The 24,038-nt window shown below is 67.6% G+C and carries 24 protein-coding genes; 14 read left to right on the top strand and 10 right to left on the bottom strand.

Annotation, left to right across the window (positions count from 1 at the left end):
• Positions 1–11: 11 nt before the first annotated feature.
• Positions 12–650 carry a transglutaminase-like cysteine peptidase gene (locus tag AAG816_RS16840; protein WP_341990819.1) on the top strand — a complete coding sequence of 213 codons (639 nt, stop codon included), beginning with the start codon at positions 12–14 and terminating at the stop codon, positions 648–650.
• Positions 651–702: 52 nt separating this feature from the next.
• On the opposite strand, the gene AAG816_RS16835 is transcribed toward AAG816_RS16840, so the two are convergent.
• Together AAG816_RS16835 and AAG816_RS16830 are read right to left on the bottom strand one after the other, a co-directional pair.
• The gene (locus AAG816_RS16835; protein ID WP_341990818.1) at positions 703–1,233 is read right to left on the bottom strand and encodes a gamma carbonic anhydrase family protein; all 531 of its coding nucleotides are present in this window, start codon (positions 1,231–1,233) and stop codon (positions 703–705) included.
• A gap of 120 nt (positions 1,234–1,353) precedes the next feature.
• The gene (locus AAG816_RS16830) at positions 1,354–2,049 is read right to left on the bottom strand and encodes a low affinity iron permease family protein (RefSeq protein WP_341990817.1); all 696 of its coding nucleotides are present in this window, start codon (positions 2,047–2,049) and stop codon (positions 1,354–1,356) included.
• Positions 2,050–2,136: 87 nt separating this feature from the next.
• On the opposite strand from AAG816_RS16830, the gene AAG816_RS16825 reads away from it, so the two are divergent.
• The 5 genes from AAG816_RS16825 (at position 2,137) to guaA (ending at position 7,140) form a co-directional block, all read left to right on the top strand.
• Positions 2,137–2,556 (top strand): MAPEG family protein, encoded by a 420-nt coding sequence (locus AAG816_RS16825; RefSeq protein WP_341990816.1) that lies wholly within the window; start codon positions 2,137–2,139, stop codon positions 2,554–2,556.
• A gap of 99 nt (positions 2,557–2,655) precedes the next feature.
• Entirely contained in the window at positions 2,656–3,321 is a 666-nt protein-coding gene (locus tag AAG816_RS16820) for a 5'-methylthioadenosine/S-adenosylhomocysteine nucleosidase (RefSeq protein ID WP_341990815.1), read from the top strand.
• Positions 3,318–4,619 carry an RsmB/NOP family class I SAM-dependent RNA methyltransferase gene (locus tag AAG816_RS16815; protein ID WP_341990814.1) on the top strand — a complete coding sequence of 434 codons (1,302 nt, stop codon included), beginning with the start codon at positions 3,318–3,320 and terminating at the stop codon, positions 4,617–4,619. The genes AAG816_RS16820 and AAG816_RS16815 overlap by 4 nt, the downstream gene beginning before the upstream one ends.
• Before the next feature lie 40 nt (positions 4,620–4,659).
• Positions 4,660–5,481 (top strand): SRPBCC domain-containing protein, encoded by an 822-nt coding sequence (locus AAG816_RS16810; protein WP_341990813.1) that lies wholly within the window; start codon positions 4,660–4,662, stop codon positions 5,479–5,481.
• A gap of 111 nt (positions 5,482–5,592) precedes the next feature.
• Complete coding sequence (gene guaA, locus AAG816_RS16805) at positions 5,593–7,140, top strand: glutamine-hydrolyzing GMP synthase (RefSeq protein WP_341990812.1); 1,548 nt, start codon at positions 5,593–5,595, stop codon at positions 7,138–7,140.
• A gap of 173 nt (positions 7,141–7,313) precedes the next feature.
• Here the strand turns inward: guaA and AAG816_RS16800 are convergent, their stop codons facing one another.
• Entirely contained in the window at positions 7,314–8,219 is a 906-nt protein-coding gene (locus AAG816_RS16800) for a LysR family transcriptional regulator (protein WP_341990811.1), read from the bottom strand.
• Between the two features lie 117 nt (positions 8,220–8,336).
• Between AAG816_RS16800 and AAG816_RS16795 the strand changes: the two genes are divergently transcribed.
• Positions 8,337–8,882 (top strand): carboxymuconolactone decarboxylase family protein, encoded by a 546-nt coding sequence (locus tag AAG816_RS16795; protein ID WP_341990810.1) that lies wholly within the window; start codon positions 8,337–8,339, stop codon positions 8,880–8,882.
• Positions 8,883–8,934: 52 nt separating this feature from the next.
• A complete protein-coding gene (locus AAG816_RS16790) occupies positions 8,935–9,579 on the top strand; it encodes a pyridoxamine 5'-phosphate oxidase family protein (protein WP_341990846.1) in 645 nt (214 codons plus the stop codon).
• On the opposite strand, the gene AAG816_RS16785 is transcribed toward AAG816_RS16790, so the two are convergent.
• On the bottom strand, positions 9,576–11,315 hold the full coding sequence (locus AAG816_RS16785) for a WcbI family polysaccharide biosynthesis putative acetyltransferase (protein ID WP_341990809.1): 1,740 nt from the start codon (positions 11,313–11,315) through the stop codon (positions 9,576–9,578). The genes AAG816_RS16790 and AAG816_RS16785 overlap by 4 nt on opposite strands.
• Positions 11,316–11,655: 340 nt before the next feature.
• On the opposite strand from AAG816_RS16785, the gene AAG816_RS16780 reads away from it, so the two are divergent.
• The 4 genes from AAG816_RS16780 (at position 11,656) to AAG816_RS16765 (ending at position 16,014) form a co-directional block, all read left to right on the top strand.
• Positions 11,656–13,419, top strand: coding sequence for a fatty acyl-AMP ligase (locus tag AAG816_RS16780; protein ID WP_341990808.1), 1,764 nt, complete (start codon positions 11,656–11,658; stop codon positions 13,417–13,419).
• A 48-nt stretch (positions 13,420–13,467) separates the two neighbouring features.
• Entirely contained in the window at positions 13,468–13,710 is a 243-nt protein-coding gene (locus tag AAG816_RS16775) for an acyl carrier protein (protein ID WP_341990807.1), read from the top strand.
• A 153-nt stretch (positions 13,711–13,863) separates the two neighbouring features.
• Positions 13,864–15,279 carry an MATE family efflux transporter gene (locus tag AAG816_RS16770; RefSeq protein ID WP_341990806.1) on the top strand — a complete coding sequence of 472 codons (1,416 nt, stop codon included), beginning with the start codon at positions 13,864–13,866 and terminating at the stop codon, positions 15,277–15,279.
• 174 nt (positions 15,280–15,453) lie between these two features.
• The gene (locus AAG816_RS16765) at positions 15,454–16,014 is read left to right on the top strand and encodes a hypothetical protein (RefSeq protein WP_341990805.1); all 561 of its coding nucleotides are present in this window, start codon (positions 15,454–15,456) and stop codon (positions 16,012–16,014) included.
• A gap of 88 nt (positions 16,015–16,102) precedes the next feature.
• On the opposite strand, the gene AAG816_RS16760 is transcribed toward AAG816_RS16765, so the two are convergent.
• Positions 16,103–16,615, bottom strand: coding sequence for a hypothetical protein (locus AAG816_RS16760; protein ID WP_341990804.1), 513 nt, complete (start codon positions 16,613–16,615; stop codon positions 16,103–16,105).
• A gap of 259 nt (positions 16,616–16,874) precedes the next feature.
• On the opposite strand from AAG816_RS16760, the gene AAG816_RS16755 reads away from it, so the two are divergent.
• Positions 16,875–18,323: an MFS transporter gene (locus AAG816_RS16755; protein WP_341990803.1), complete on the top strand. Its 1,449-nt coding sequence runs from the start codon at positions 16,875–16,877 to the stop codon at positions 18,321–18,323.
• A gap of 6 nt (positions 18,324–18,329) precedes the next feature.
• Here AAG816_RS16755 and AAG816_RS16750 read toward each other — a convergent pair whose 3' ends face one another.
• The 4 genes from AAG816_RS16750 to AAG816_RS16735 all read right to left on the bottom strand — a co-directional run bounded on the left by AAG816_RS16750 (position 18,330) and on the right by AAG816_RS16735 (position 22,115).
• The gene (locus AAG816_RS16750) at positions 18,330–19,052 is read right to left on the bottom strand and encodes an RlmE family RNA methyltransferase (protein WP_341990802.1); all 723 of its coding nucleotides are present in this window, start codon (positions 19,050–19,052) and stop codon (positions 18,330–18,332) included.
• Positions 19,049–20,128 carry a Ppx/GppA phosphatase family protein gene (locus AAG816_RS16745; protein ID WP_341990801.1) on the bottom strand — a complete coding sequence of 360 codons (1,080 nt, stop codon included), beginning with the start codon at positions 20,126–20,128 and terminating at the stop codon, positions 19,049–19,051. Before AAG816_RS16745 ends, AAG816_RS16750 begins: the two co-directional genes overlap by 4 nt.
• 331 nt (positions 20,129–20,459) lie before the next feature.
• Positions 20,460–21,209 carry a transaldolase family protein gene (locus AAG816_RS16740; protein ID WP_341990800.1) on the bottom strand — a complete coding sequence of 250 codons (750 nt, stop codon included), beginning with the start codon at positions 21,207–21,209 and terminating at the stop codon, positions 20,460–20,462.
• Positions 21,210–21,308: 99 nt separating this feature from the next.
• Positions 21,309–22,115 (bottom strand): chorismate mutase, encoded by an 807-nt coding sequence (locus AAG816_RS16735; RefSeq protein ID WP_341990799.1) that lies wholly within the window; start codon positions 22,113–22,115, stop codon positions 21,309–21,311.
• A gap of 174 nt (positions 22,116–22,289) precedes the next feature.
• On the opposite strand from AAG816_RS16735, the gene AAG816_RS16730 reads away from it, so the two are divergent.
• A complete protein-coding gene (locus AAG816_RS16730) occupies positions 22,290–22,649 on the top strand; it encodes a hypothetical protein (protein WP_341990798.1) in 360 nt (119 codons plus the stop codon).
• A gap of 13 nt (positions 22,650–22,662) precedes the next feature.
• Here the strand turns inward: AAG816_RS16730 and pncB are convergent, their stop codons facing one another.
• Positions 22,663–23,955: a nicotinate phosphoribosyltransferase gene (gene pncB / locus AAG816_RS16725; RefSeq protein ID WP_341990797.1), complete on the bottom strand. Its 1,293-nt coding sequence runs from the start codon at positions 23,953–23,955 to the stop codon at positions 22,663–22,665.
• Between the last annotated feature and the right edge of the window lie 83 nt (positions 23,956–24,038).

The raw sequence follows: 24,038 nt of genomic DNA, 5'->3' as shown, positions 1-24,038 counted from the left end.
AACGCCCTGTCATGCCCTTGTTTCCCGCGCGCACCCTGCTGATGATCGGACTGCTCCTGTGGGGCACGCAGATGGCTGCCGCAGGGTCGGTGCGGTATGCCAGCCTGCCGCCCGCCACGCCGGAACGGCTTGATGCCCTCGCCAACACCAGCGCGCCCATCGGCTTCGTGGAGTTCTGCGGCAGTCATGGCAATGAGTGCGCGCCCTCAGGCCCGCTGGTTGGGGAGATGGTCCTCGACGAGCCCAAGCTGGCGGAACTGAAGAAGGTCAATCGCTCCGTCAACGACACAGTCGAGCCGGTCACCGACCTGGAGCATTACGGCGTCACCGAGCGCTGGGCCTATCCGGATGACGGCAAAGGCGATTGCGAGGACTATGTCCTGGAGAAGCGCCGGGTTCTCATGAACCTTGGCTGGCCTGCCTCGGTGCTGCTGATTACCGTGGTCCGCGACCGGGACGGCGACGGGCACGCGGTGCTCACCGTGGTGAGCGACCGCGGCGACCTGATCCTCGATAATCAGGCGCCCGAGATCGTGCGCTGGCGCGAGACCGGCTACCGTTTCGTCAAACGCCAATCCCAGGCCGATCCCGGCCAATGGGTCTCCCTGGGCGAAACCCGCTCGCCGCCGGTGGTGGGCGGCGGGCGCTGAGACGGCGCGCCTTCTCGCCCGGAAATCCCCTCCCCCCAGGGTTGTTCACCGGTCAATCGATGCGCTTGAGCCCAGCCGCAAAGCGCTGCCAATTGTGCTGATAATGCTCGGCGGTCTTGCGCAGACGGGCAATCATCGCCGCATCGAGGGTGCGGATGACCTTGGCCGGGGCGCCCACGATCAGCGACTCTTCCCCGAATTCCTTGCCCTCGGTCACCAAGGCATTGCTGCCCACCAGAGAATTGGCGCCGATCTTGGCGCCATTCAGCAAAGTCGCGCCCATGCCCACCAGGCTGTTCTCGCCCACCACACAGCCATGCAGCATGGCCATGTGGCCGACAGTTACGCCCGCCCCCAGGAGGATGGGGAACCCCGGATCCGTGTGCAGGACGCAGTTTTCCTGGATATTGGTGCCGGCGCCGATGACGATGGGCTCATTGTCCCCCCGCACCACCGAGCCGAACCAGATGCTCGCCCCCTCCTCGATCTTCACCCGACCGATGACGGTGGCGTTCGGCGCAATCCAATAGCGGCCGGAAGCGGGAAGTTCGGGTTCGACGCCATCAATGGAATACAGCGGCATGCGGCAAGCTCCGGATGGGGAAAGCGGTTGGCCTGCTGACTATACTGCCGCCGCATGTGGCACCAGAGCGCCCGTGAGGGAATTCGCCCGCTGCGGCCGCCATGGCCGCTGCGGCAGCCCTCAACCGCGCGAGCGCGGCGCGCGCTTGGGCGCAGGGGACAGCGTGTCTACCGTCCCGGCAGACTTAGCCCGCTTCAGAACTCGGGTGTGCCCACCGGCCAACGTCTCCTCTGCGGCGGCAGCCGCCTCGGCGCTCGCCGTTGCTTCCGCCATGGCGGAGGTCTCGCCGGTGGCCTTCGACACCACCTTCACCTCCACGGTATCGCGCATCACGGCGCCGTCCGCCGTCTCGGCGCAAATGTCCTGAATGGACCGCCCCAGCGGTTCGACCTCGGCCCCCTCGTCAGCTTCCCCGCGCGCCTTGTCCGCCAGCCGGGCATATTCGGCGCGCAGCCGGTCCAGCGTCTTCTCGTCGAGATCCTCGAGATCCAGCAAGGCCTTGCGGGGTCCATCGGTGCGGGCGATCAATTCGTCGAGCTTGATCTGGAGTGCGGCCGTATCGCGGTTCTGGCTGTTCTGGATCAGGAACACCATCAGGAAGGTGATGATGGTGGTGGAGGTGTTGATGATCAGCTGCCAGGTGTCATTGTACTGAAACAGCGGGCCCGTGCTGCCCCAGATAAGGATCACCAACACAGCGCCGATGAATGTCACCGGCTTGCCGGCGGCCTTGGATACCGTCTGCGAGACGCGGGTGAAGAAGGGGCGCGGAGCACGCCCGCTCTGGATCTGCGGCTCGATGTCACCTTGGGGCATGATGATACTTCCTGAATTCGATCGAGCATGGAACGTCCCCGCCTCCCCAGGGTTCCTCCATGGCAACGCTTACGTCAGAGGCTTTTCATGTCCATCCAGATGATCCTGCTCCCACTGTTCGCGCAGGTGGCACTCACCTTCGCGGTGCTGTTCGCCTTGGGCGCTGTGCGTGGCCGCGCCGTGCGCGAAAAAACTGTGGGGCGCGAGGCGGTCTCCGACGACACGGTCTTCCCGCCTCATGCCCGGCAGGTGGCAAACAATTTCCGCAACCAGTTCGAACTGCCGGTGCTGTTCTATGTGCTCACCGCGCTGGCGCTGTTCACCCGCAAGGCCGACATCGTATTTGTGGTGCTGGCGTGGGTGTTCGTGCTCTCGCGGGTCATTCATGCTTACGTCCACTGCACCTCCAACGACATCCGCCTGCGCTTTCCTGCTCACGTCGTGGGGATGGTGGCGCTGCTGGTGATGTGGGTGTTGTTTGCCGTATCCATCCTGCTGAACATCTAACCACTGGACACGGTCAGCCCTGACCGGAACGGGATCTGAGGCCCGCATTGACAGGCGGGCACCGTCGGACGACCACAGGCGGCAAAGGAGAGCATGCCCATGGACAATCCGGCCCGTCATGTCGCCACCATCGCAGGCGTGAAGATCCTGTTCGCGATGGCGACCACGTTTGAGTTCGGGCCGCATCTGTCGGCGCGCATCACGCCGCTCATCACCGGTGTCGGCCCCGTGGAAGCCGCCGCGGGCACCGGGATCGCCCTGACCCACCTCGCCGCCAAGAACGACCTGCCGGACCTGGTTTTTACCCTGGGGTCGGCAGGCTCCCGCAGCCTGGACCATGCAGGCCTCTATCAGGTGGCGAGCGTCGCCTATCGCGACATGGACGCCTCCGCGCTCGGTTTCGAAAAAGGCCGGACCCCCTTCCTGGACGCGCCGGCCATCATCCCGATTGAACCGCAGATCCCGGGCCTCGCCTCAGCCTCGCTGTCCACGGGCGGGGCCATCATCTCCGGGGCGGCCTATGACGCCATCGATGCCGACATGGTGGACATGGAAACCTATGCGGTGCTGCGCGCCGCTGCCCGCTTCGATGTGCCCACCCTGGGCCTGCGCGGGATCAGCGACGGAAAATCCGAGCTTGCGCGGCTTGAGGATTGGACGGAATACCTGCACATCATCGATGAGAAGCTCGGCACCGCCCTTGACCACTTCAGCGATCAGCTGCGCGCCGGCACCCTGACCCTCCCGACCCGGAATACCGCGTGACCCCTTCCGCCCGCCTGTCCGCCGCCATCGACATCCTCGCCGATCTCATCACCCGCCGCCGACCGGCGGGGGATGCGATCAAGGATTGGGGGCTGGCCCATCGCTTCGCCGGCTCTGGTGACCGTGCCGCTCTGTCGGGGATCGTGTTCGACACCCTGCGCCGCCGCGCCTCCAGCGCTTATGTGATGGGCTCGGAAGAGCCCCGCGCTTTGGTGCTGGGCATGCTGGCCACCGTGCGCGGTCTGGATCTCGCTGCCATCGAACGCCTCTGCGACGGTGGCCGCTTCGCACCCGCCCCGCTCACCGCAGATGAGCGCACCCGCCTGGAAAGCCCCTCGCTGGAGGGCGCCGCCCCCTGGGTTCGCGGGGACTATCCCCAGTGGCTGGACGGCGAACTGAAAGCGGTGTTCGGCGAGGATCGCGTGGACGAAGCCCGGGCGCTGGCCGCCCGCGCGCCTTTGGACATGCGCGTCAACACCCTCAAGGCCAAGCCCGAGGACGTGCTGGCGGATCTCGCCCATCTCTCCCCGGAGCCCGGCCAATGGTCGCCTCTGGCGCTGCGCATCCAACTGGATGCGGACGGCAAGCAGCCTCCTTTGACCTCCGAGCCCGCCTTCGCCAAGGGCGACATCGAGGTGCAGGACGAAGGTTCGCAGATCGCCGCCATCCTCGCCGCCCCCATTCCCGGCTCGCAGGTACTGGACCTGTGCGCCGGTGCCGGCGGCAAGACCTTGGAACTGGCAGCCCTGATGGACAACAAGGGCCAGCTCTATGCGCACGACAGCGATGTGCGCCGGCTGAAGCCGATCCATGAGCGCCTCCAGCGCGCCGGGGTGCGCAATGTGCAGATCCGCGCCCCCCGCGGCCCCATGGACGTGCTGGCGGACCTGGAAGACCATATGGATCTGGTGCTGGTGGACGCCCCCTGCACCGGCACCGGCACCTGGCGGCGCAATCCCGACGCCAAATGGCGTGTCCGTCCCGGCGCATTGGCCGAGCGCACCGCCGAGCAGGCCGCCATTCTGGAACGCGCCGCCCGCTACGTGCGCCCCGGCGGTCGCCTGACCTATGTCACCTGCTCGCTGCTGGACGCAGAGAATGGCGCGCAGATCCGCGCCTTGCTGACCAAGCGTCCCGATTTTGCGGTGATCCCGTCCACCGAGACCGTCCTGGCCCTGGGCAGCCGCGGTCTTGCCCTGCGCACGGCGGCGCTCGACCTGCCGGAAGGGCTGATGCTCACCCCCCGCCGCACCGGCACCGACGGCTTCTTCATCAGCGTGCTGAAGCGGGCGGGCTGAGGCCCCCTGCACTGCCGCGCCCGTCAGGCTACGCAGAAACGTGACCATATTGACACGTGACGAAAACAGCACCTATCCTGGCGGCATGGATGCGGTCTTCGATGCTCTTGCCCATCCCATCCGGCGCGCGCTGCTCGACCGTCTTCGCCAGACCGACGGCCAGACGCTCACCGAACTGGGACGCCACCAGCCGCTGACGCGGTTCGGTGTGATGAAACACCTCGGGGTCCTGGAACGCGCCCATCTCATCGTCACGCGCAAGGTGGGGCGGGAGAAGCTGCACTATCTCAACCCGGTGCCGCTCCAGCAGGTCGCCGATCGCTGGATCTCCCGTTATGCCGCCCCCTTCGCGCGGACCCTGAGCGACCTTTCCGACGCCATCGAACAGGGGGCGAAGATCATGTCCACCAGCGGCCCGAAGTACGTCTACGAGCATTTCCTGCGCGCCGAACCGGACGCGGTGTGGGCCATCCTCACCGACGATCGCCAGACGCCGCTCTGGCAGCATTTCAACATGACCTCCACCACCGACTGGCGCGTGGGCGGCGCCATCACCTTCTTCGTTGAAGGGCGAGAGATGATCGTCGGCGAGATCATCGAGCTGGTGCCGCCGACCCGCCTCGTCCACAGCTTCAGCGCCCGCTGGTCGCCGGATGTCGCCAGCGATGCGCCCTCGCGCGTCACCTGGGAGCTGAGCCCGGCGCCGAGCGGCACCAAGCTGACCCTCACCCATGACGATTTCGGCGGCGATACCGCCACCAGCCGCGCCGTCACCTCCGGCTGGCCGGAATCGCTCTCGCGGCTCAAGACCCTGGTGGAGACGGGAACGCCGTTCCTGTTCCCCTTGCCCCGCGCCGGCTGAGCCCGGCGCCGCACGCGGGCGTGCCCCGCACCGCAAGGCGCTTTCTCATCGGCGGCTTTGCCGCTAAAGGAGGGCGCAAATCCTTGCCCCTCGCCCAAAGGCTGCCCGCTCATGCACGATACCGTTCTCATCATCGACTTCGGCAGCCAGGTGACCCAGCTCATCGCCCGCCGCGTCCGCGAGGAAGGTGTGTATTCCGAGGTGGTGCCGTTCCAGAAGGCCGCCGAGGCCATGGCGCGCATCAAGCCCAAGGCCATCATCCTGTCCGGCGGCCCCGCCTCGGTGATCGAAGGCGAGAGCCCCCGCGCCCCGCAAGGGGTGTTCGAGGCCGATGTGCCCGTTCTGGGCATCTGCTATGGCGAGCAGGCCATGGCGGCCCAATTGGGCGGCGCGGTGGAAGCCGGGCATCACCGCGAATTCGGCCGGGCGGAAATCCAGATCACCAAGCCCATTCCCCTGTTCGAGGGCGTGTGGGTGGAAGGCCAGCGCTATCTGGTGTGGATGAGCCACGGCGATCGCGTCACCGCGCTGCCGGACGGCTTCGAAGTGGTCGCCACCTCCGAGAACGCCCCCTTTGCCGCCATTGCCGACGAGAGCCGCAAATTCTACGGCGTGCAGTTCCACCCGGAAGTGGTCCACACCCCCGATGGCGCCGCGCTGCTGCGCAATTTCGTGCGCAAGGTGGCGGGCCTCACCGGCGACTGGACCATGGGCGCCTTCAAGGACGACGCCATCGCCAAGATCCGCGCCCAGGTGGGCTCCGGCCGGGTGCTGTGCGGCCTCTCCGGCGGCGTGGATTCCGCCGTGGCGGCGGTGCTGATCCACGAGGCCATCGGCGCCCAGCTGACCTGCGTGTTCGTGGACCACGGCCTGATGCGCCTGGGCGAGGCCGAGCAGGTGGTCTCGCTGTTCCGCAACACCTACAATATTCCCCTGGTCCACGTGGATGCCTCCGACCTGTTCCTGAAGGAACTGGCGGGAATTTCCGACCCGGAGACCAAGCGCAAGACCATCGGCCGGCTGTTCATTGAGGTATTCGAGGCGGAAGCCAAGAAGATCGGCGGCGCCGACTTCCTGGCGCAGGGCACGCTCTATCCTGACGTGATCGAGAGCGTGTCCTTCACCGGCGGCCCCTCGGTGACGATCAAGTCCCACCACAATGTGGGCGGCCTGCCCGAGCGCATGAACATGAAGCTAGTGGAGCCGCTGCGCGAGCTGTTCAAGGACGAAGTGCGCGTGCTCGGCCGCGAGCTGGGCCTGCCGGAGAGCTTCGTCGGTCGCCACCCCTTCCCCGGTCCGGGCCTGGCCATCCGCTGCCCCGGCGAGATCACACCCGAGAAGCTGGACATCCTGCGCCAGGCGGACGCCATCTATCTGGAAGAGATCCGCGCCGCCGGCCTCTATGACGTGATCTGGCAGGCCTTTGCGGTGCTGCTGCCGGTGCGCACCGTGGGTGTGATGGGCGACAGCCGCACCTATGACCACGTCCTGGCGCTGCGGGCGGTGACCTCCATCGACGGCATGACGGCGGATTTCTACCCCTTCCAGATGGACTTCCTCGGCCGCGCGGCCACCCGCATCATCAACGAGGTACGCGGCATCAATCGCGTGGTCTACGACGTCACCAGCAAGCCGCCAGGCACCATCGAGTGGGAATGATGGGAATTCAATTCAGAAGTGGGCACAGGTGGGAGGCTCTCTCAAGGGCCTCCCGTGCGCGTGATCGGACGTAGGACGATGTTCAATCCCTCCGTAACGTAAGAACAACTTCTGACCTGGGACCGAATGGCAAGAAATGCCTTAGTCGCAGGCATCGTGGGAGCAGAGTGGTTTCACGGCGTCGCCCCTGTGAGGTGCAGGGCGCCAAAGTGGGTGCGGGCGGCGGTGAGGAAGGCGCGCACATTGACCGCCGCGCTCCGGCCGGCCGGATACAGGAGATGCACCGGAACCGCAGGCGGGGCGAAGGCGCCGAGCACCGTCACGATCCGTTCAGCGGCGATCGCGTCCATCGCCTGATAGGACAGGACGCGGGCGATCCCCATCCCAGCCGCCGCCGACGCGATGGCGGCATCGGCCGTGTTCACGGTGAGGCGCGGGGTGATGCGAATGGCCGGCTTGCCCGCACCACCAAATCGCCATTCGTCGCTTCGCTCCAGTTCCGTAAAGGCAATCAGGTCATGGCCGTGCAGCGCGCCGATGCTGTCCGGCATACCCCGACTGGCGAGATAGGCGGGGCTCGCCACCAGGATGCGCCGCACCTCAGCCACCCTGACCGCGCGCAAGGCGCTATCGGGCAGATCGCCAATGCGGACGGCAACATCGATCCCTTCCTCCACCAACCGCACCACCCTGTCGATCAGGGTCAGTTCCACATTCAGCGCGGGATAGGACTGGAGCAGTTGCATCACGATGGGCAGGATGTGCAGCCGCCCGAAGGTGACCGGAGCCGTGACCACCAAAGCGCCGGCAGGCGTGGCGCCGTCGCCGCGCAGGGCACTCGCCGCGGCATCGAGATCCGCCAGCGTGAGGCGGCATCGCTCAAGATAGATCGCGCCCGCCTCGGTGAGGCGGACGGATCGTGTGGTGCGGCGAAGCAAGGGGGCTCCAAGCGCGTGTTCTAGTGCTGTCACCGCCCGGCTGGCCGCCGTCGCCGATATGCGCAGTCGGCGTGCGGCTTCGGAAAAGCTCGCCGCATCGGCAACGGCGATGAAGGTTCGCAGCATATCCAGGCGATCCATGATTATCCCGACTTCCGCAAAGATGAAGTGTGAACGAAGAGAATTATCATCCAAACCCGCAAAAGGCATGTTCATCGGGCCGGCGGCAATCCACCGCCGCCCCTTGGAGAGAAACCCATGTCCCGCCTTGTGATCCCCGCCCGTTCCGACCTCCCCGCCCCGTCACAGCCGATGTTGGATGCGGTGGAAAAGCAGCTGGGTGTCGTGCCCAATCTGTTCCGCTTGGTGGGCAGCAGCCCCGCCGCCCTGGAAGGGTATCTCAGCCTGAACGGCGCGCTCGCTCGGTCTCTGGATGCGAAGACGCGCGAACGGATTGCGCTGGCCGTCGCCCAGGCAAATGGCTGCGACTATTGCCTCTCAGCCCATACCTATCTTGGGCTGAACCTGGCCAAGATTGATGGCGCCGAAATCGCGCTCAACCGCGCCGGTCATTCCGGCGATGCCAAGGCCGATGCCGCACTGGTGTTTGCCCTCAAGGTTCTGGAGGCCCGCGGCCGGGTCAGCGACGGTGATCTCGCCGCTGTTCGCCATGCGGGCTTCACCGATGCGCAGATCGTTGAGATCGTCGCCATCGTGGCCCTCAATGTGCTGACCAACTACATCAACAACGTTGCCGAGACCGACATCGACTTCCCAGTGGTCCACGCCGCCGAGGCAGCCTGATCCTGCACCATCGGTGGCAGCGCCGCCGACAGTCCTCCCAAGGGAGACGCTCATGTCCAATAGCTTCCTCGACATTGCCACCACGCCCAGCGTGCTGGCGGCACAAGCAGAAAACGGCAGCGCCGGCCTCTATGACCGTGCCACCAAGGGGCGCCCGCGTGTGCGTCTTGGCAGCGCCGAAGCCGAGTTCATTGCGACGCGCGACAGTTTTTACATGGCCAGCGTGTCGGAGACCGGCTGGCCATATGTGCAGCATCGCGGCGGGCCGGCGGGTTTCCTCCGCATGCTCGACGACCGCACTCTGGCCTTCCCGGATTTTCGCGGCAACCGGCAGTATATCAGCCTTGGCAATGTCACCGCCCATGACCGCGTGGCGCTGATCCTGATGGACTATTCCCGGCGCCGCCGGCTGAAGCTCTATGCGCGCATCGAGGCCCGGCCGGTTGATGATGAAGAGTTGCGCAGCCGGCTGACAGGCCCCCTCGCCGCCGGTGCCGAGCGAATGTTCCTGCTCCATATCGAGGCCTTCGATTGGAATTGCCCGCAACACATCACCCCTCGGTTCACCGCCGCGGAGATCGCCGCCGCATCGGCGCACCTGACCGCCCGCCTCATGGCGCTTGAGGCCGAGACGGCGGCGTTGAGGGCCGAATTGGCAGAGAGAGGGGGCGCTCCGGCGGGGCCTCCCCTCCCCTAGCCGTAGTAGGAGATGTACTTTCGGAAATACGCCTCCCAGGTGACGCGCTCGCCCTTGACCGCATAGGTGGTGGCATCATTCACCCAGCGCACATCCAGGGCCCGGGCGATCTTGGGATGGATCGGCACCTGCAGGCTGCGCAGGGAATCCAGCGGCCCGGGAAACCAGAACGGCTGGCGGACGCCCAATTCCCTGGCGATCTGTTTCATCAGCATGGTCAGGATCCGCCCATTGGGATGGGCCGTGGTGTAGAACAGCTGCTTCTTGCGGAAATTCTCAAGAATATAGGCGCCGATCCCGCCGGAGAATTTTTCATCCATTGCCAACAGGCGCTGTTCCTCGAACACGTGACGGCGCTTGACGTCGATGACGCCCCTGACGTTGAGGGTGCGATAGGCCTCGAAGCGCTCATCCTGGTCCGGGATTTCCTTGCGCAGGCGCGCCAGAAGTCCGTCGAAATAGGTGAATTCGAAATTGGGCAGGTCGCGGTTGCGGGCCAGCTTGTCGTCCGGCCCGTTGAAGGCGTCGAATGGCCAGAGAGAGGCAAATCGAATGCAGGGATAGCGCAGGGTCGGCAGAGAATCGGGAACAAACGCCCGTAGCGGATATTGCTCCCACTCCTGAATATCCTGGATGAGAAGCAGGTCGCATTCCTCCAGGTCGCGCTTGCCCTGTGCGTGCTGGTTGGCGGGCAGCTCCATGAAATGGTGCTTGACCGAGAAATGGCGCGAGAAGCCGGGATTGTCGCGGAACGCCTCGGCCACCAGATTGCCCTGGCAATTTCCGAAGATGACCACCTTCTTGGTCCCCGCCCGCCGACCCGAGGTGGAGGGCCGGGACACCGGCGCTGCCAGCGCCGCCTCCGCCGGCAGCAGCCGCCGCAGGTCCAGGTCGGTCAGGCTCACCCAGCCATTGCGGAAATGGCGGATGGAAATGTCGAGGCTTCGCGGCGCCCCCGCATCGCTGCTGACATCCAACGGCACTTCGAACGCGAACGCACAGCGTCCGCCCGCGAGGTCCGAGGTGCGGAAGGTTGCTTCCCCCAGGAGTACGCGGTCGCGGGTGCGCACGCGGATCTCCAGCACCGGCGCGTCCGGCGCGCGGGCCCGGGTCACGACGCCGGCCACCTCCAGGCGATAGATGCCGGCCGGCAGGCGCAGGATGGCGGAGGCGCGACCCAGTTTCAGCCGGCTGATGGAGACTGGCGACAGCCGCACCCCACCGGGGCGCGGCAGGGTCCGCAAGCGGCCAAGCAGCCGCCAGACCGGCGCCATTTCGGGCGAGGGGGTGCCCTCGTCGAGAGGGTGCAACGTCACGTCCGTGATCTGGATCACGGCGTTGCCGAAATGGGAGAAACGGAACTCGAACGGCGCGTCCACGCCGCCTTCGATGCTGAGCGCGTCCGGCACTTCGAAGGTCACGCCCAGGTCGCCGGCCTGCAATTCGGCGGCGTTGAAATCGCGCCACGCCCGTTGGATCCGGTTCTGGGCGATCACCTCCAGGCCCAGCACCGGATGGGCGCCCTGAACCGGAAACCGCAGCCGGCAGCGGAAGTTAAGACGATAGGAACCGCGGGGCAGTCGCAGGAAGGGGCCGTACAGGAAGACCCGCGCCGGCAGGGGGGAGATCACCCAGACCGAGCCGTCCGGCCGCCGCAGGGCCGGGGGGCGAACCTCCATGCTGGGCAGAAGTTCACGCCCCATGGCGCTCAGACTGGCCTGTGGCTGCGCCGTCATGGGCGGCCCATGCCGCGGCCGATCAGCGGCCATGGACCAGAGGTCTTCAACCGAACGCCCCGCATATATTACCTCTATGCGACACAAATTCCCCTATTTCCGTGTGGGAACATGTGGCCGTTGGAACGCAATTGCGCCATGTACATCCACTGCGCCAGTTTGAATATCATAACGTCCGCGCAAACGCGCGACGAGGTGGGGACGCTAACGGCATGTGGGTGACCGGACGGGCAATCCGCAGCACGACGCTGCGGGTGGCGGAACACCGGGGGGGAGTCGTCGGGCCGGCCGCGGCGGGTCGCGGGACGGCCCCCTTGGGCGCAAGGACGGGCGGGCGTCCATGACCGCCTTTTCCTCCCTGGTCCACATGCTGGATCACCGCGCCCATGCCAGCGCCGATGCGCGGGCGCTGGTGTTTGTCTCCGGCCGACCCGGCGCCGATGCCAGCCTGACGTTCGCGGGGCTTCGGCAGCAGGCCGCCCTTCTGGCCGAGCAGTTGCGCCAGGAGACCGATCCCGGCGACCGCGCGCTGCTGATCTTTCCCACCGGCCTGGAATTCGTGGTGGCCTATTTCGCCTGCCTGATGGCCGGGGTGGTGGCGGTGCCCTTGATGCCGCCGCGGCGGAACGCCAGCCAGGATTCCAGCGCCGCCATCATGGCCGATTGCGCCCCGCGCATCGCGCTGAGCCCCGCCGGCGAGGGCGAAGATCCCCGCGGCACCTTGCGGCAGCGGCTGGCGGAAGCCGGCATCCGGCACATCACCGTGGCGTTGGCGGAAGGCGACACCGCCTGCCCGTCCCTGCCGGTGATCGCACCGGCCCGCGAGGATCTCGCCTTCCTGCAATATACCTCCGGCTCCACCTCCACCCCCAAGGGGGTTATGGTGAGCCACGGCAATCTGCTCGACAATCTGGAGATGATGCGGCGGCGGTTCGGCAATCACGCCGGCTCCACCCATGTGAGCTGGATTCCGCTCTATCACGACCTCGGCCTGATCCTGAACCTGTTGCAGCCGCTCTATCTGGGCGCCACCTGCGTGCTGATGACCCCGTCCGGCTTCATGCACCGGCCGCTGAACTGGCTGCGCGCCATCCATGCCTATGGGGCGGAAGTGGCCGCCGCGCCGAACTTTGCCTACCATCTGTGCGTGGATCGCTTTCGCGCGGACCAGATGGAGGGCGTCGATCTCAGCGGCTGGAAGGTGGCGGTGAACGGCGCCGAGCCGGTGCGCGCCGTCACCATGGCGCGCTTTGCCGAAACCTTTGCGCCCTATGGGTTTGATCCCGCCGCCTTGCAGCCCACCTATGGCCTGGCGGAAGCCACGCTGGTGGTGAGCACCGCCGCCCGCGGCAGCGGCGTCACCGTGAGCGAGGTGAGCGCCCAGGCCTTGCAGGACCGGCGCATCGCCCCGGCGGAACCCTGCGACAGCCAGTTGATCGTCAGTTGCGGCCCCGCGGTGGACGGCGTGGCGCTGGCCATCGTCGATTCCGTCAGCGGCCAGCGCGCCCCCGAAAACCGCATCGGCGAAGTCTGGATCCAGGCTTCCAGCGTGGCGGGCGGCTATTGGCGGCGACCGGAGGAGAGCGCGGCCACATTCGGGGCGCAGATCCGTGACGACGCCGGCGCCGCAGAAGATGGTCTCTGGCTGCGCACCGGCGATCTGGGCCATCTGGATGCGATGGGGCACCTCTATCTGGTGGGGCGCCTCAAGGACGTGCTGATTATCCGCGGCGTCAATCACTATCCCCAGGATATCGAGGCCACCGTCGCCGACAGCCATCCGGCGCTGCGGCGGGATTTCGGCGCGGTGTTCAGCGTCATGGACGCCAATGGCACCGAGCAGGTGATCCTGGTGCAGGAGATCGAACGCACCCAGCGCCATGCTCTGGTGGAGGATGAAGTGGTGGCCGCCGCCAAGGCGGCGGTGGTCAACAATCATGAGGTCTCGCTGCACAAGGTGGTGTTGATCCGCCCCGGCACCATTCCCAAGACCACCAGCGGCAAGATCCAGCGCAACCTCACCCGCCTGCGCTGGCTGGATGGCTCGCTGGAGGTGTGGAGCGCGACCCAACCGACCGAGCCGCTGGCGGATCCCTCGTCCTGAGCCCCGCCGCCCTCCCTCCGGGGCACAGCCCCCTACAGCGGAATGTCCATGGCCACCGACGCCGAGATTGAAGCCTTCTGCCGCGATCGCCTGTCCAGCATTCTGGACATCGAGCCCGCACGCATCACGCTGGAGACCAGCTTTGCCGGCCTCGGGCTGGATTCGGCCATGGCGGTGCATTTTGTGCTGGAGGCGGAGGAATGGTTCGGGGTGGAGCTCTATCCCGCCGTCACCGCCGATCATCCAACGGTTGGAGCCTTCGTCAGCTATCTGTCGCAGCTTCAGGCCTGAGCCGCCGGAACCTCGTCCGGCAACCGCAGGTGCATTGCGGCAGCCCCGGCGCGACGGGTAGCGTGGCGCAATGCATCGCAAGCACTCGACGTCCCACCCACGCCCGTCCGTAGCGCCGCCGGTGCAAGGGCCCCACCACCGGGGCACGCGGTCATGAGGCATGACCCATCGGCGGGGCCGCCGCCAAGCGATTCGGCCGCAGCGCCCGCCCCGCCGGCCCTCAGCCCGCACACCCAGCGCCTGCTTCAGGAGCCGGCGGTGCTGCTGCTGCTGCGCCTGTCCTGGCCGAACATCCTGATCATGCTGGCGCAGGCCTCCACCGGCCTGGTGGAGACCTGGTGGCTCTCCCATCTCGGCACCGACGCCCTCGCCGGCATGGCCCTGGTGTTCCCGGCGGTGATGATGATGCAGATGATCGCCGGCGGCGCCATGGGCGGCGGCATCTCATCGGCCATCGCGCGCGCGCTCGGGGCGGGACGGCGGGCCGACGCGGACGCGCTGGTGCTGCACGCGGTGCTGATCAACCTGGGCATTGGCCTGGTCTTCAGTGCCGTGATGCTCACCTTCGGGCGCCCCATCTATGCGGCGCTCGGCGGCGAGGGCGGCGCGCTGGATGCGGCGTTGCGCTATTCGAATGTGGTGTTCGCCGGCAACCTGTTCCTGTGGGTGATGAACGCTTTGTCCAGCGTCATTCGCGGCACCGGCAACATGATTGTGCCGGGCCTCGTCATCTGCGTCGGCGCCCTGCTGCTGGTGCCGCTGTCGCCCTTGCTGATCTTCGGCCTCGGCCCCCTGCCCGGCCTGGGCATTGCCGGCGGCGGGGTGGCGCTGGTGCTCTATTATGTCTGCGGAACGCTGTTCCTGGGCTGGTATGTGCTCTCCGGGCGCAATCTGGCCCGGCTGCATCGCGCCCGCCTCCAGTGGCCCTTGTTCCGCGATATCCTGCGGGTGGGCGCGGTGGCCGCCATCACCTCGGTTCAGACCAATCTCACCATCGCTCTGTCCACCGGCCTGGTGGGCGAGGCGGCGGGGGTGGATGCGGTGGCCGGCTTCGGCACCGGGGCGCGGCTGGAATATCTGCTGGTGCCCCTGGTGTTCGGCATCGGCGGCCCCCTGGTGGCGCTGGTGGGCACCAATATCGGCGCCGGCCAGCGCGAGCGGGCCATGCATATCGCGCTGGTGGGCGCCGGAATCACCTTTGCCATGGCGGAGACCATTGGCCTGGCCGCGGCGCTCTGGCCCGCCGCGTGGCTGGGCCTGTTCAGCCAGGATGCCGGCATGATCGAGACCGGTTCGACTTACTTGCGCATCGTGGGGCCGGCCTACGGTTTCTTCGGCCTGGGCATGGCGTTCTACTTCGGATCTCAAGGGGCGGGGCGATTGTTCTGGCCGCTGGTGGCAGGCTTCCTGCGGGTCTTGGTGGCCATTGGCGGCGGCTGGCTGGCCTTGCGTCTGACCGGATCGCTCACGGCGCTGTTCGCGGCGCTCGCCGCAGGACTGGTGGTCTATGGGCTGGTGCTGGCCGTCGCGGTGCGCTCCGGCGTCTGGTTCCACCGGCGTGCGCGCTAGACTGTTTCGCCGCTGCCAAGGATAGGGCCGCGCATTGCGTCGCCGGCTTTCCTCACCCAGCGTTTCCTTGGCTACACTTTATTTGGATAATCGCGGCTACACTCGATCCTGCCACAGTTCGAAGCTACCCCGCGACATCCGCCCTTCAGGGTTGGAACCAGGACGGAGCCACATATGGAAAGCGCCCGCGTTCATCTCTACCAGTTCGCCACAGGGGCCCAATGGGCGCCCGGCGACAGCGTGGAGGCCTATCTGCGGCAGTTGATGGACCTCGACATGGGGACCACCCCGCGGGCGGACCGGATCGCCACGCTCACCCTCTTCCTCGACGAAGCCTTCCAGCTCGCCCATTCCGTGGGCTGGACCGGGCATGTGCGCGAAGCCCCGCAGATGTTTGCTCTGCCCGGCCTGCCGGCCGAGGAGCAGGTCTATATGGTGGCCTGGGAACAGGATGACGGGGTGGCGTTCGCCGCTGCGCCCTATCCGCTGCCGTGGCTGGAGGCCAAGGCCAGCCGCTATACCGACAGCAGCCGCGCCGTGCCTGCGGCGGTGCGCGTGGAGGACCGCGCCCCCGTCCCTTTTGACCCGGCGCCAGCCGCCGCCCCGGCCCGGGCGGAAGAGCTGGATCCGTTCGACGAGTTCGTGCGCCGCGGCGAGGAAGCCGCCCGCCTGACCCGCGAGGCCGCCGCGCCCGCGGAAGAGCGCGAGGCCGCACCCTCCCGTCGGTTCTTCTGATCGATCACCGCGCCGGGCGCCTTTCAGCGCCCGGCGCGGTGCGCAGGCCGGTGTGAACGGTCAGGGCGTGCTCACAGCCGGTGCGAGTTCACACCAGCCGCAACGCCGGCCGGCGACGCTGGGCGGTGATCCAGCGGCCATCGGCGTCGCACAGGCCCATGCCGAGGACAAAGCCCGCCGCATCCAGCAGCGCCTTGAGCGCCGGCAGCAGGGCCCGGCCCCCGCCCTGGGGCAGATGCAACAGCAGCCAGCCGCCGTCGCGCAGCATGAAGCGGCTGCGGGTGATGATGCGGCCCAGATCCGGCCCCTCGGGCGCGCGATCCACAATCAGCGCATCGGCGGCGCCATGGGCGACGCAATCCAGGCTGCGGGGCGCACAGCCCACATTGACGAAACCGGCGCGCCACAGGTCCAGCGCCAGGGACAGGCTATCGCGCCCGACCACCACGATATGATGCTGCGGGCGCAGGCGCGCCGCGGCGGCCACATCGCCCAAGCCATCCAAGCCGGCTGCCGCGCCAAGGCGCGTGCCCGGTTCCGGAGGTTCCTCGATGCGAGCCGGTTCGGCATCCGCGCGATAATAATCAAGGGCACGGGGCATGGTGCCTCCCAAGGGATTGATCGGCGCACCGCACCGCGGCGCCCGACCCACGGGAAGAATGGGCGTCTGGGCATAAGCCTGCCATCGGGAAGGCGCGCGCCGGATATAAGCCCGCCATAAGGAGGCCAGCCCCACACAGACGCGCGATTTGTCCGTCCGGCACTGGAGGCCGGCGGCATCCGGGTTTAGATGGGACGCGAGAGGCGGATTCGCGCGCCATGATCCGGCCCCCGACCCGCTGCCCCAACCCGGAGCGCGCATGCCCGCGACCGCATTGCCCCGCCATGTGCTGATCCCGCTCATCGTCGCCTGCGCGCTGTTCATGGAGCAGGTGGATTCCACCGTCATCTCCACCTCGCTGCCGGCCATCGCCGCCTCGCTGCATGACGATCCGGTCTCGCTCAAGCTGGCGCTGACCTCCTATCTGCTGAGTCTGGCGGTGTTCATCCCGGCCTCCGGCTGGGCGGCGGACCGGTTCGGGGCGCGCACCGTGTTCCGCTCGGCCATCGTGATCTTCACCTTGGGCTCGATCCTGTGCGGGCTGTCCACCAGCCTGATGGACTTCGTGCTCTACCGCATCATCCAGGGCATGGGCGGGGCGATGATGGTGCCGGTGGGGCGCCTGGTCATCCTGCGCAGCGTACCCAAGTCCGAGCTGGTGTCGGCGCTGGCCTGGCTCACCATTCCCGCCCTGTTGGGGCCGGTGATGGGCCCGCCTCTGGGCGGCTTCATCACCACTTATTTCGACTGGCGGCTGATCTTCTTCATCAATGTCCCCATCGGCGTGCTGGGGGTGATTCTCGCCACCCGATTCATCGAGAATGTGCGCGAGGAGGACGTGCCGCCGCTGGATCTGCGCGGCCTGGTGCTGTCCGGCATCGGCCTGTCCGGGGTGGTGTTCGGCTTTGCCGTCACCGGCCAGCATCTGGTGCCCTATTGGATGGCCGGGGGCATCACCGCGATCGGCGTCATCGCCTTGGTGTTCTATGTGCGCCACGCCCGCCACACGCCCCATGCGGTGCTGGATCTCAGCCTGATGCGCATCCCCACCTTCCGCGCGGCGGTGGTGGGGGGCTCGCTGTTCCGCATCGGCGTGGGGGCGATCCCGTTCGCGCTGCCGCTGATGCTGCAGCTGACCTTCGGGCTGTCGCCGTTTGCCTCGGGCATGCTGACCTTCGCCTCCTCCGCCGGGGCGCTGGTGATGAAGACCACCGCCAAGCCGATCCTGCGGCGGTTCGGCTTCTGGCGGGTGCTGGTGTTCAATGCGGTGCTGTCGTCGGCCTTCATCGCCGCCAATGCGCTGTTCACGCCGCAGACGCCGCATTTCGCCATCGTGGCGGTGCTGCTGATGGGCGGCTTCTTCCGCTCGCTGGAATTCACCGCCATCAATGCCATCGCCTATGCGGACGTCTCGCAGGCGGAGATGAGCCGGGCCACCTCGTTCGTGAGCGTGGCGCAGCAGGTGGCGCTCTCCATGGGCGTGGCGCTGGTGGGCATGGTGCTGGAGACCATGCGCTCCGTCCGCGGCGAGACCGTGCTGGAACTGGGGGACTTCACCCCCGCCTTCCTGGTGGTGGCGGTGGTGAGCGCGCTGTCGGTGTTCAGCTTCCTGCGCCTGCCCCCCGATGCCGGAGCGGAAGTCTCCGGCCATCGCGAGAAAGACTCCACCTTGCCCGATCCGCGCGGCGAGGTGCATCCGGGATCGTAGGCGGCCTCAGCCCTCCGCGTCGTCCGATGCGGTGGGGCTCGCCTTGCCGCGGAAGCCGGTGGCCACCAGATAAAGCTCGGCGGAATCCGCCCGGCTGGCGGCGGGCTTGAGATGCCGCACCACGGCGAAATCCCGTTTCAGATCCCCCAGGAGCGTGCCTTCGGTGCCGCCCTGGATCACCTTGGCGACAAAGCAGCCGCCGGGCGCCAGCACCTGGCGAGCGAATTCCGCCGCCAGTTCCACCAGCGCCACGATCTTCAGATGATCGGTCTTCTTGTGGCCGGTGGCATTGGCGGCCATGTCCGACATCACCACATCCGCCTGCCCGTCCAGCATGGCCAGGAGCTGTTCCGGCGCCTTGGGATCGAGAAAGTCCATCTGGGCGAAGGTGACGCCGGTGACGTGGTCCATCTCCAGCAAGTCGATGGCGACGATCTTGCCGTTGCCTTCGGACACGCCGACCTTCTTGGCCGCCACCTGGCTCCAGCCGCCGGGCGCGGCGCCCAGATCCACCACCCGCATGCCCCGGCGCAGCAGATGCAATTTCTCGTCGATCTCGATCAGCTTGAAGGCGGCGCGCGAGCGCCAGCCCTCGCGCTTGGCACGGGCCACATAGGGGTCGTTGAGCTGCCGCTGCAGCCATTTCTGCGACGAGGTGGTGCGGCCACGCGAGGATTTCACGCGCACCTTCAGGGGACGCGCGTCAGGGCCGCGGGGAGAGGTGGTCAAACGCGATGCTCCGGCTGAATTAGGGACGGGCCGCGGTTGCGTTTCCACACCCCGTCGGCCCGCATGAGTTGCACCAGCATGCCTTCGCGCAGGCCGCGATCGGCCACCCGCAGCCGGTCGGTGGGGAAGGCTTCGCGCACCGCTTCCATGATGGCGCAACCGGCCAGCACGAGATCGGCCCGCTGCGCGCCGATGCAGGGATTGGACACCCGCTCCTCGAACGACATGCCCATGAGGCGGTCCACCACCTCGGAGATGTCGCGGGCATAAAGCCAAGCGCCATCGACCCGGGTGCGGTCGTAACGGTCAAGTCCCAGATGGATGCCGGCCACGGTGGTGACGGTGCCGGACGTGCCCAGCAGATGCATGCGGCCCGGCTGGCGCACGCCCCAGCTCTGGCGCACCCCGTCCAGCATGTCGGCCACTTCGGCCACCATGTCCTCGAACAGATCGCGGGAGACCTTCACCCCGCCGTGGCGCTCGGCGAGCGACACCACGCCCACGGGCAGCGAGGCCCAGGAGCGGATGCGGGCGCGGGGCGGGCCGTCGTCGCCGGCGGCGCGGCGGCCAAGCCACACCACTTCGGTGGAGCCGCCGCCGATGTCGAACAGGATGGCGCCCTCGCAGGTGGGATCCACCAGCGGCGCGCAGCCGGCCGCGGCCAGGCCCGCCTCGGTGCGGCGGTCCACCACTTCCAGCACCAAGCCGGTGCGCTCGGTGACAGCGGCGCAGAATTCGTCGCCATTCTCAGCGGCGCGGCACGCTTCGGTGGCGATCACCCGCATGCGGGTGACGCCGCGGGCGCTGATCTTGCCGGCGCAGACTTCCAGCGCCCCCACCGCCCGCCCCATGGCGGCAGCGCTGAGGCGACCGCTGGCGGTCAGGCCCTCGCCGAGGCGGACGATGCGTGAAAAGGCATCCACCACGCGGAAATTACGGGCGGTGGGGCGCGCCACCAGAAGGCGGCAATTGTTGGTGCCGAGATCCAGGGCGGCATAGAGCCCGTCATGGGCCGGCGCTGGGGTATCCCCCCTTTGGCCGCGTGCATCCTGCGCATCGCATGGCGGGCCTGACACGTCACAGTCCGGCCCGATGTGCACCGGCGGCGCACAATCGGACACGGACCCCGCGGTCACCGCGCGCTCCGATCCGGAACGCCCAAACCCGGCGCGATCAACACCAGCCGGGTCCAGGCCCATGCGGCCTGAACCCGTGTGGTCCTGGCAAGACTGCTCCGCGCCCTGAGAGGGCCGGTGCGTCTCGTCCCTCATCTTGATCCCCTCGCGGCGCGCCACCGCCAGTGCGATGGCCGCGCGCTCGTATCCACTCTTTGTCGGGAGTGTAACACCGCGCTGCGCTTGTGCAATCGCGCGCCGCCGGAAAGCCGCCGCGCGGGCGGCCTTTCGCTCACTCGGCCGCGGCGCGACCGGCCAGATCGAGGGTCAGGCCGGCTGCCAGTGCATCGGCGCGGAAGGCTTTCACCGCATCGAGGGACAGTTCCGCCGCGGTGCGGCTGCCCAGCGCCGGCAGCTTCTTCAGCACGTCGGCGGGGGCGGTGATGATGTGCACGCCCAGCCGATCGGCCTCGATCACGTTCCACACTTCGCGGGTGGAGGCCCAGATGACTTCCACATTGCTGGTGGCCCGTGCCAGCGCCACCGCGCGGGAGATGGCCGGCACATAATCGATGCCCAGATCCGCCAGCCGGCCGGCGAACACCGAAATGATCGAGGGCGCCCCGCCCGCCAGAGCGGCCACACCGTCCACCACCTGTGGCTCGTCGAAGATGGCGGTGAGGTTCACCTTCACCCCGTCCTGCACCAGATCGCGCACCATCGGCAGCAGCGATTCGCCGCGCGTGGTGGTGATGGGCAGCTTGACGTGGACGTGCGTCCCCCAGGTGGCGATGACGCGCGCCTGGGCGCGGATCTCGGGCAAATCATCGGAGAACACTTCGAACGAAATGTGCCGGTCGGGCACCGCCGCCACCAGATCGCGGGCATAGGCCTCATAGTCGGTGACGCCGGCCTTGCGCAGCAGCGACGGATTGGTGGTGAAACCAGCGATATAGGGCTGCTTGGCCATTTCCACGATCTGCGCCTTGTCGGCGCCATCGGTGAACAGCTTCACCTTCAAATCAGCCAAAGACACGGACATTCCTGCTCCTCCAACCCAGTTCGGATGCGCACCGCACCGGCGCTGCGCAGCGGTTTTCTTTGCACCTTTTCGGCACCCTAGCGCGGGCGAATGAAATTGTCAGGGCGCGCGGCGGGCATCCAGAGGGCTGGCATAGAGGCCGATGCTCACCCCCACCGGCGCCGTCCCCGGGGGCAGCGCCGCCAGCCGGGTGCTTCCCGCTTCGGTCAGCACCCGGCCGCCGGTGGGCAGCGGCGCATTGGCCGGCAGCAGCACCAGGGCGCGATCATCCCCCGACGGGTCGGTGGGCTGGCGCGCCACGATCAGCGCCTGGGGCGGAACCGACGGGTCGGCGGTGAGGAAAGGCGCGGCCGCCACCACATGGAACCCGGCCGGCAGGCGCTGCCACCAGGTGCCCTGAAGGCCGATCACCGCCACATCCGCCCGCCCGGCGGCCACCGCGGAAATGGCGTCATCGGCAGAGGCCAGCCGCACCAGGGCCGGCTGGGCGCCGAAATAATCCTGTGCCAGCAAAGCGATGCCGAGATCCCCCGCATCGCCCACGGCGACGGTGAAATCCCGCTTCTGCTGCAGAATCGAGCCGGCGATGATCGCGGTCCACACCCGCGCCAGGGTGGCCGGCGATTGCAGGCCCGCCGGGGCGGAGAGCTTACGGATCAGCGCGGCCTGCCGGCCGGGCCGGAACACGGCGGCATTGGCGCTGGTCTTCCCGCGTCCCACCTCGGCGACGATGCCCGCCCGCTCATTGAGCAGGCGCAGCAGGTCCTGGTCCACCCGGTCGATCTCGCCGCGCAGCACCTCCAGCGGACGCGGGGCGGCCTCTTCCGCGCGGACCGGCCCGGCAGCCAGCGCGCCCATCACCGCCAGAGCGGTCAGGACGGTGGACGGCGAACGCAACTGGATCATGCAAGGCTCCCGCAACTCGGCATCATGCTTCAACGGCCCATCGGAACGACGCGGGTAACCGGGCATTCACCATGGCGCCGATTCTGCCCCGCGAACCCGGCCCCGGCAAGAATGGGGAAAGGCGACGTCCTGCATCTTCGCGCCGCTGCGAGAAAATGGAATGACGAGGGCGGAATGATGTCAGCGCAGATGATCGAGCGAATGGCCCGCGCCGCCCATGAGGTGGCCCGGGCGCGCTATCCGCTGCTGGAAAGCTGGGATGCCCTGACGCCCGATCGCCGCGCCCATCAACGGCAGATGGCCGCCCATGCGCTCGGTGCCCTCACCCAGCGCGACGTGCTGGAACTGGTGGCCCGCATGCCGGAGGTGATCGCCTTGCCCGCGGTGCCCGATGACTGGGCCTTGGCCGAATTGCAGGAAGCCGCCATCAATGACGACGGATCGGTGGCGGGCGCACGGCGCCGCTACCGCTCGCTGCTGGCCACCGCCGCCGCCCCCCTGGACCGGGCCCGTCTCGACGGGGCCGGGTTCTGAGCGCGCGGCCGGCTTAGACCACCGTCCGCCGCGCCGCCTGCGGCTCCACCTCGAACAGCCGGCGATAGCGCGCCACATCCTCCGGCGGTCCCATGGCCTTGGTGGGATTGTCCGACAGCTTCACCGCCGGCCGGCCGTTGGCGGCGATGACCTTGCACACGATGGAGATGGGATCGAGCACCCCACACGCCGCCAGGCCGCGGAAGTCATTGGTCAGCAACGTGCCCCAGCCGAAACCCAGCCGCACCCGGCCGCGAAAGCGGGTGTTGATGCGCGCCACCTCGTCCGCATCCAGGCCGTCGGAGAAGATGGCCAGCTTTTGCGTCGGGTCCTGGCCGCGCGCCTGCCACCAGGCGATGGCCTCTTCCCCGCCGGCGATGGGATCCTTGCTGTCGATGCGGATGCCGGTCCACTGCGCCACCCAGTCCGGGGCATGGGCGAGAAATCCGGTGCTGCCGTACGTGTCGGGCAGGATGATGCGCAGATTGCCGTCATAATCCTCCTGCCAGTCCGCCAGCACCTGATAGGGCGCCTGGAGCAACTCCGCGTCGGTGCGGGCGAGCGCGGCATAGACCATGGGCAGTTCATGGGCATTGGTGCCGGTGGCTTCCACCTCGCGGCGCATGGCGATGAGGCAGTTGGAGGTGCCGAGAAAGGTGGGGCCGAGGCCCTCGCGCAGCGCCTGCACGCACCAGTCCTGCCACAGGAAGCCGTGGCGGCGGCGGGTGCCGAAATCGGCGAGGTTGACCGGGCCGAGGCTCTTGATGAACTCGATCTTCTCCCACACCCGCGTCATGGCGCGGGCATAGAGGATCTGCAATTCGAACCGGCCCAGGTCTTTCAGCACCGCGCGCGAGCGCAGTTCGTTGATGATGGCCAGCGCCGGGACCTCCCACATGGTGGTCTCGATCCACGGCCCCTCGAACACCAGTTCATATTGGCCGTCGCGCCGCTCCAGATGGTAGGCGGGAAAGCGGAAGCCCTCCAGCCAGGCGATATAGTCCGGCGAGAACATCTGGCGCTTGCCGTAGAACATGTTGCCGCGCAGCCAGGTGGACTCGCCCCGCGACAGGGTCAGCGAGCGCACATGGTCCAGTTGCTCCCGCAACGCCCCTTCGTCGATGATGTCGGCGATCCGCACCCGGCTGGTGCGGTTATGGATGGCGAACGACACCTGCACGTCGCGATGACGGCGGAAAATCATCTGCCCCATCAAGAGCTTGTAGAAGTCCGTGTCGAGCACGGACCGCACGATGGGGTCGATCTTCCAGGTGTGATTATAGACGCGGGTGGCGATCTCGGTCATGGGCCCCTCGGATGCGCACTGGCTCGCTATAGCATCCCGCCATGCCGGAATTACAGCTGCGGCAGCACACACCGCCGCGCCCC

Source organism: Azorhizobium sp. AG788, from assembly GCF_943371865.1.
Classification (GTDB): Bacteria; Pseudomonadota; Alphaproteobacteria; order Rhizobiales; family Xanthobacteraceae; genus Azorhizobium.
This window is presented reverse-complemented; position numbering and strand designations above follow the sequence as displayed.

Bases quoted from the DNA above. Each gene is read 5' to 3' on its own strand.
- AAG816_RS16735 (WP_341990799.1), bottom strand. From the start codon at position 22,115: ATGATCCAGTTGCGTTCGCCGTCCACCGTCCTGACCGCTCTGGCGGTG.
- AAG816_RS16840 (WP_341990819.1), top strand. From the start codon at position 12: ATGCCCTTGTTTCCCGCGCGCACCCTGCTGATGATCGGACTGCTCCTG.
- AAG816_RS16780 (WP_341990808.1), top strand. From the start codon at position 11,656: ATGACCGCCTTTTCCTCCCTGGTCCACATGCTGGATCACCGCGCCCAT.
- guaA (WP_341990812.1), top strand. From the start codon at position 5,593: ATGCACGATACCGTTCTCATCATCGACTTCGGCAGCCAGGTGACCCAG.
- AAG816_RS16770 (WP_341990806.1), top strand. From the start codon at position 13,864: ATGAGGCATGACCCATCGGCGGGGCCGCCGCCAAGCGATTCGGCCGCA.
- AAG816_RS16825 (WP_341990816.1), top strand. From the start codon at position 2,137: ATGTCCATCCAGATGATCCTGCTCCCACTGTTCGCGCAGGTGGCACTC.
- AAG816_RS16755 (WP_341990803.1), top strand. From the start codon at position 16,875: ATGCCCGCGACCGCATTGCCCCGCCATGTGCTGATCCCGCTCATCGTC.
- AAG816_RS16785 (WP_341990809.1), bottom strand. From the start codon at position 11,315: ATGACGGCGCAGCCACAGGCCAGTCTGAGCGCCATGGGGCGTGAACTT.
- AAG816_RS16795 (WP_341990810.1), top strand. From the start codon at position 8,337: ATGTCCCGCCTTGTGATCCCCGCCCGTTCCGACCTCCCCGCCCCGTCA.
- AAG816_RS16730 (WP_341990798.1), top strand. From the start codon at position 22,290: ATGATGTCAGCGCAGATGATCGAGCGAATGGCCCGCGCCGCCCATGAG.
- AAG816_RS16765 (WP_341990805.1), top strand. From the start codon at position 15,454: ATGGAAAGCGCCCGCGTTCATCTCTACCAGTTCGCCACAGGGGCCCAA.
- pncB (WP_341990797.1), bottom strand. From the start codon at position 23,955: ATGACCGAGATCGCCACCCGCGTCTATAATCACACCTGGAAGATCGAC.
- AAG816_RS16835 (WP_341990818.1), bottom strand. From the start codon at position 1,233: ATGCCGCTGTATTCCATTGATGGCGTCGAACCCGAACTTCCCGCTTCC.
- AAG816_RS16775 (WP_341990807.1), top strand. From the start codon at position 13,468: ATGGCCACCGACGCCGAGATTGAAGCCTTCTGCCGCGATCGCCTGTCC.
- AAG816_RS16760 (WP_341990804.1), bottom strand. From the start codon at position 16,615: ATGCCCCGTGCCCTTGATTATTATCGCGCGGATGCCGAACCGGCTCGC.
- AAG816_RS16740 (WP_341990800.1), bottom strand. From the start codon at position 21,209: ATGTCCGTGTCTTTGGCTGATTTGAAGGTGAAGCTGTTCACCGATGGC.
- AAG816_RS16800 (WP_341990811.1), bottom strand. From the start codon at position 8,219: ATGGATCGCCTGGATATGCTGCGAACCTTCATCGCCGTTGCCGATGCG.
- AAG816_RS16830 (WP_341990817.1), bottom strand. From the start codon at position 2,049: ATGCCCCAAGGTGACATCGAGCCGCAGATCCAGAGCGGGCGTGCTCCG.
- AAG816_RS16820 (WP_341990815.1), top strand. From the start codon at position 2,656: ATGGACAATCCGGCCCGTCATGTCGCCACCATCGCAGGCGTGAAGATC.
- AAG816_RS16790 (WP_341990846.1), top strand. From the start codon at position 8,935: ATGTCCAATAGCTTCCTCGACATTGCCACCACGCCCAGCGTGCTGGCG.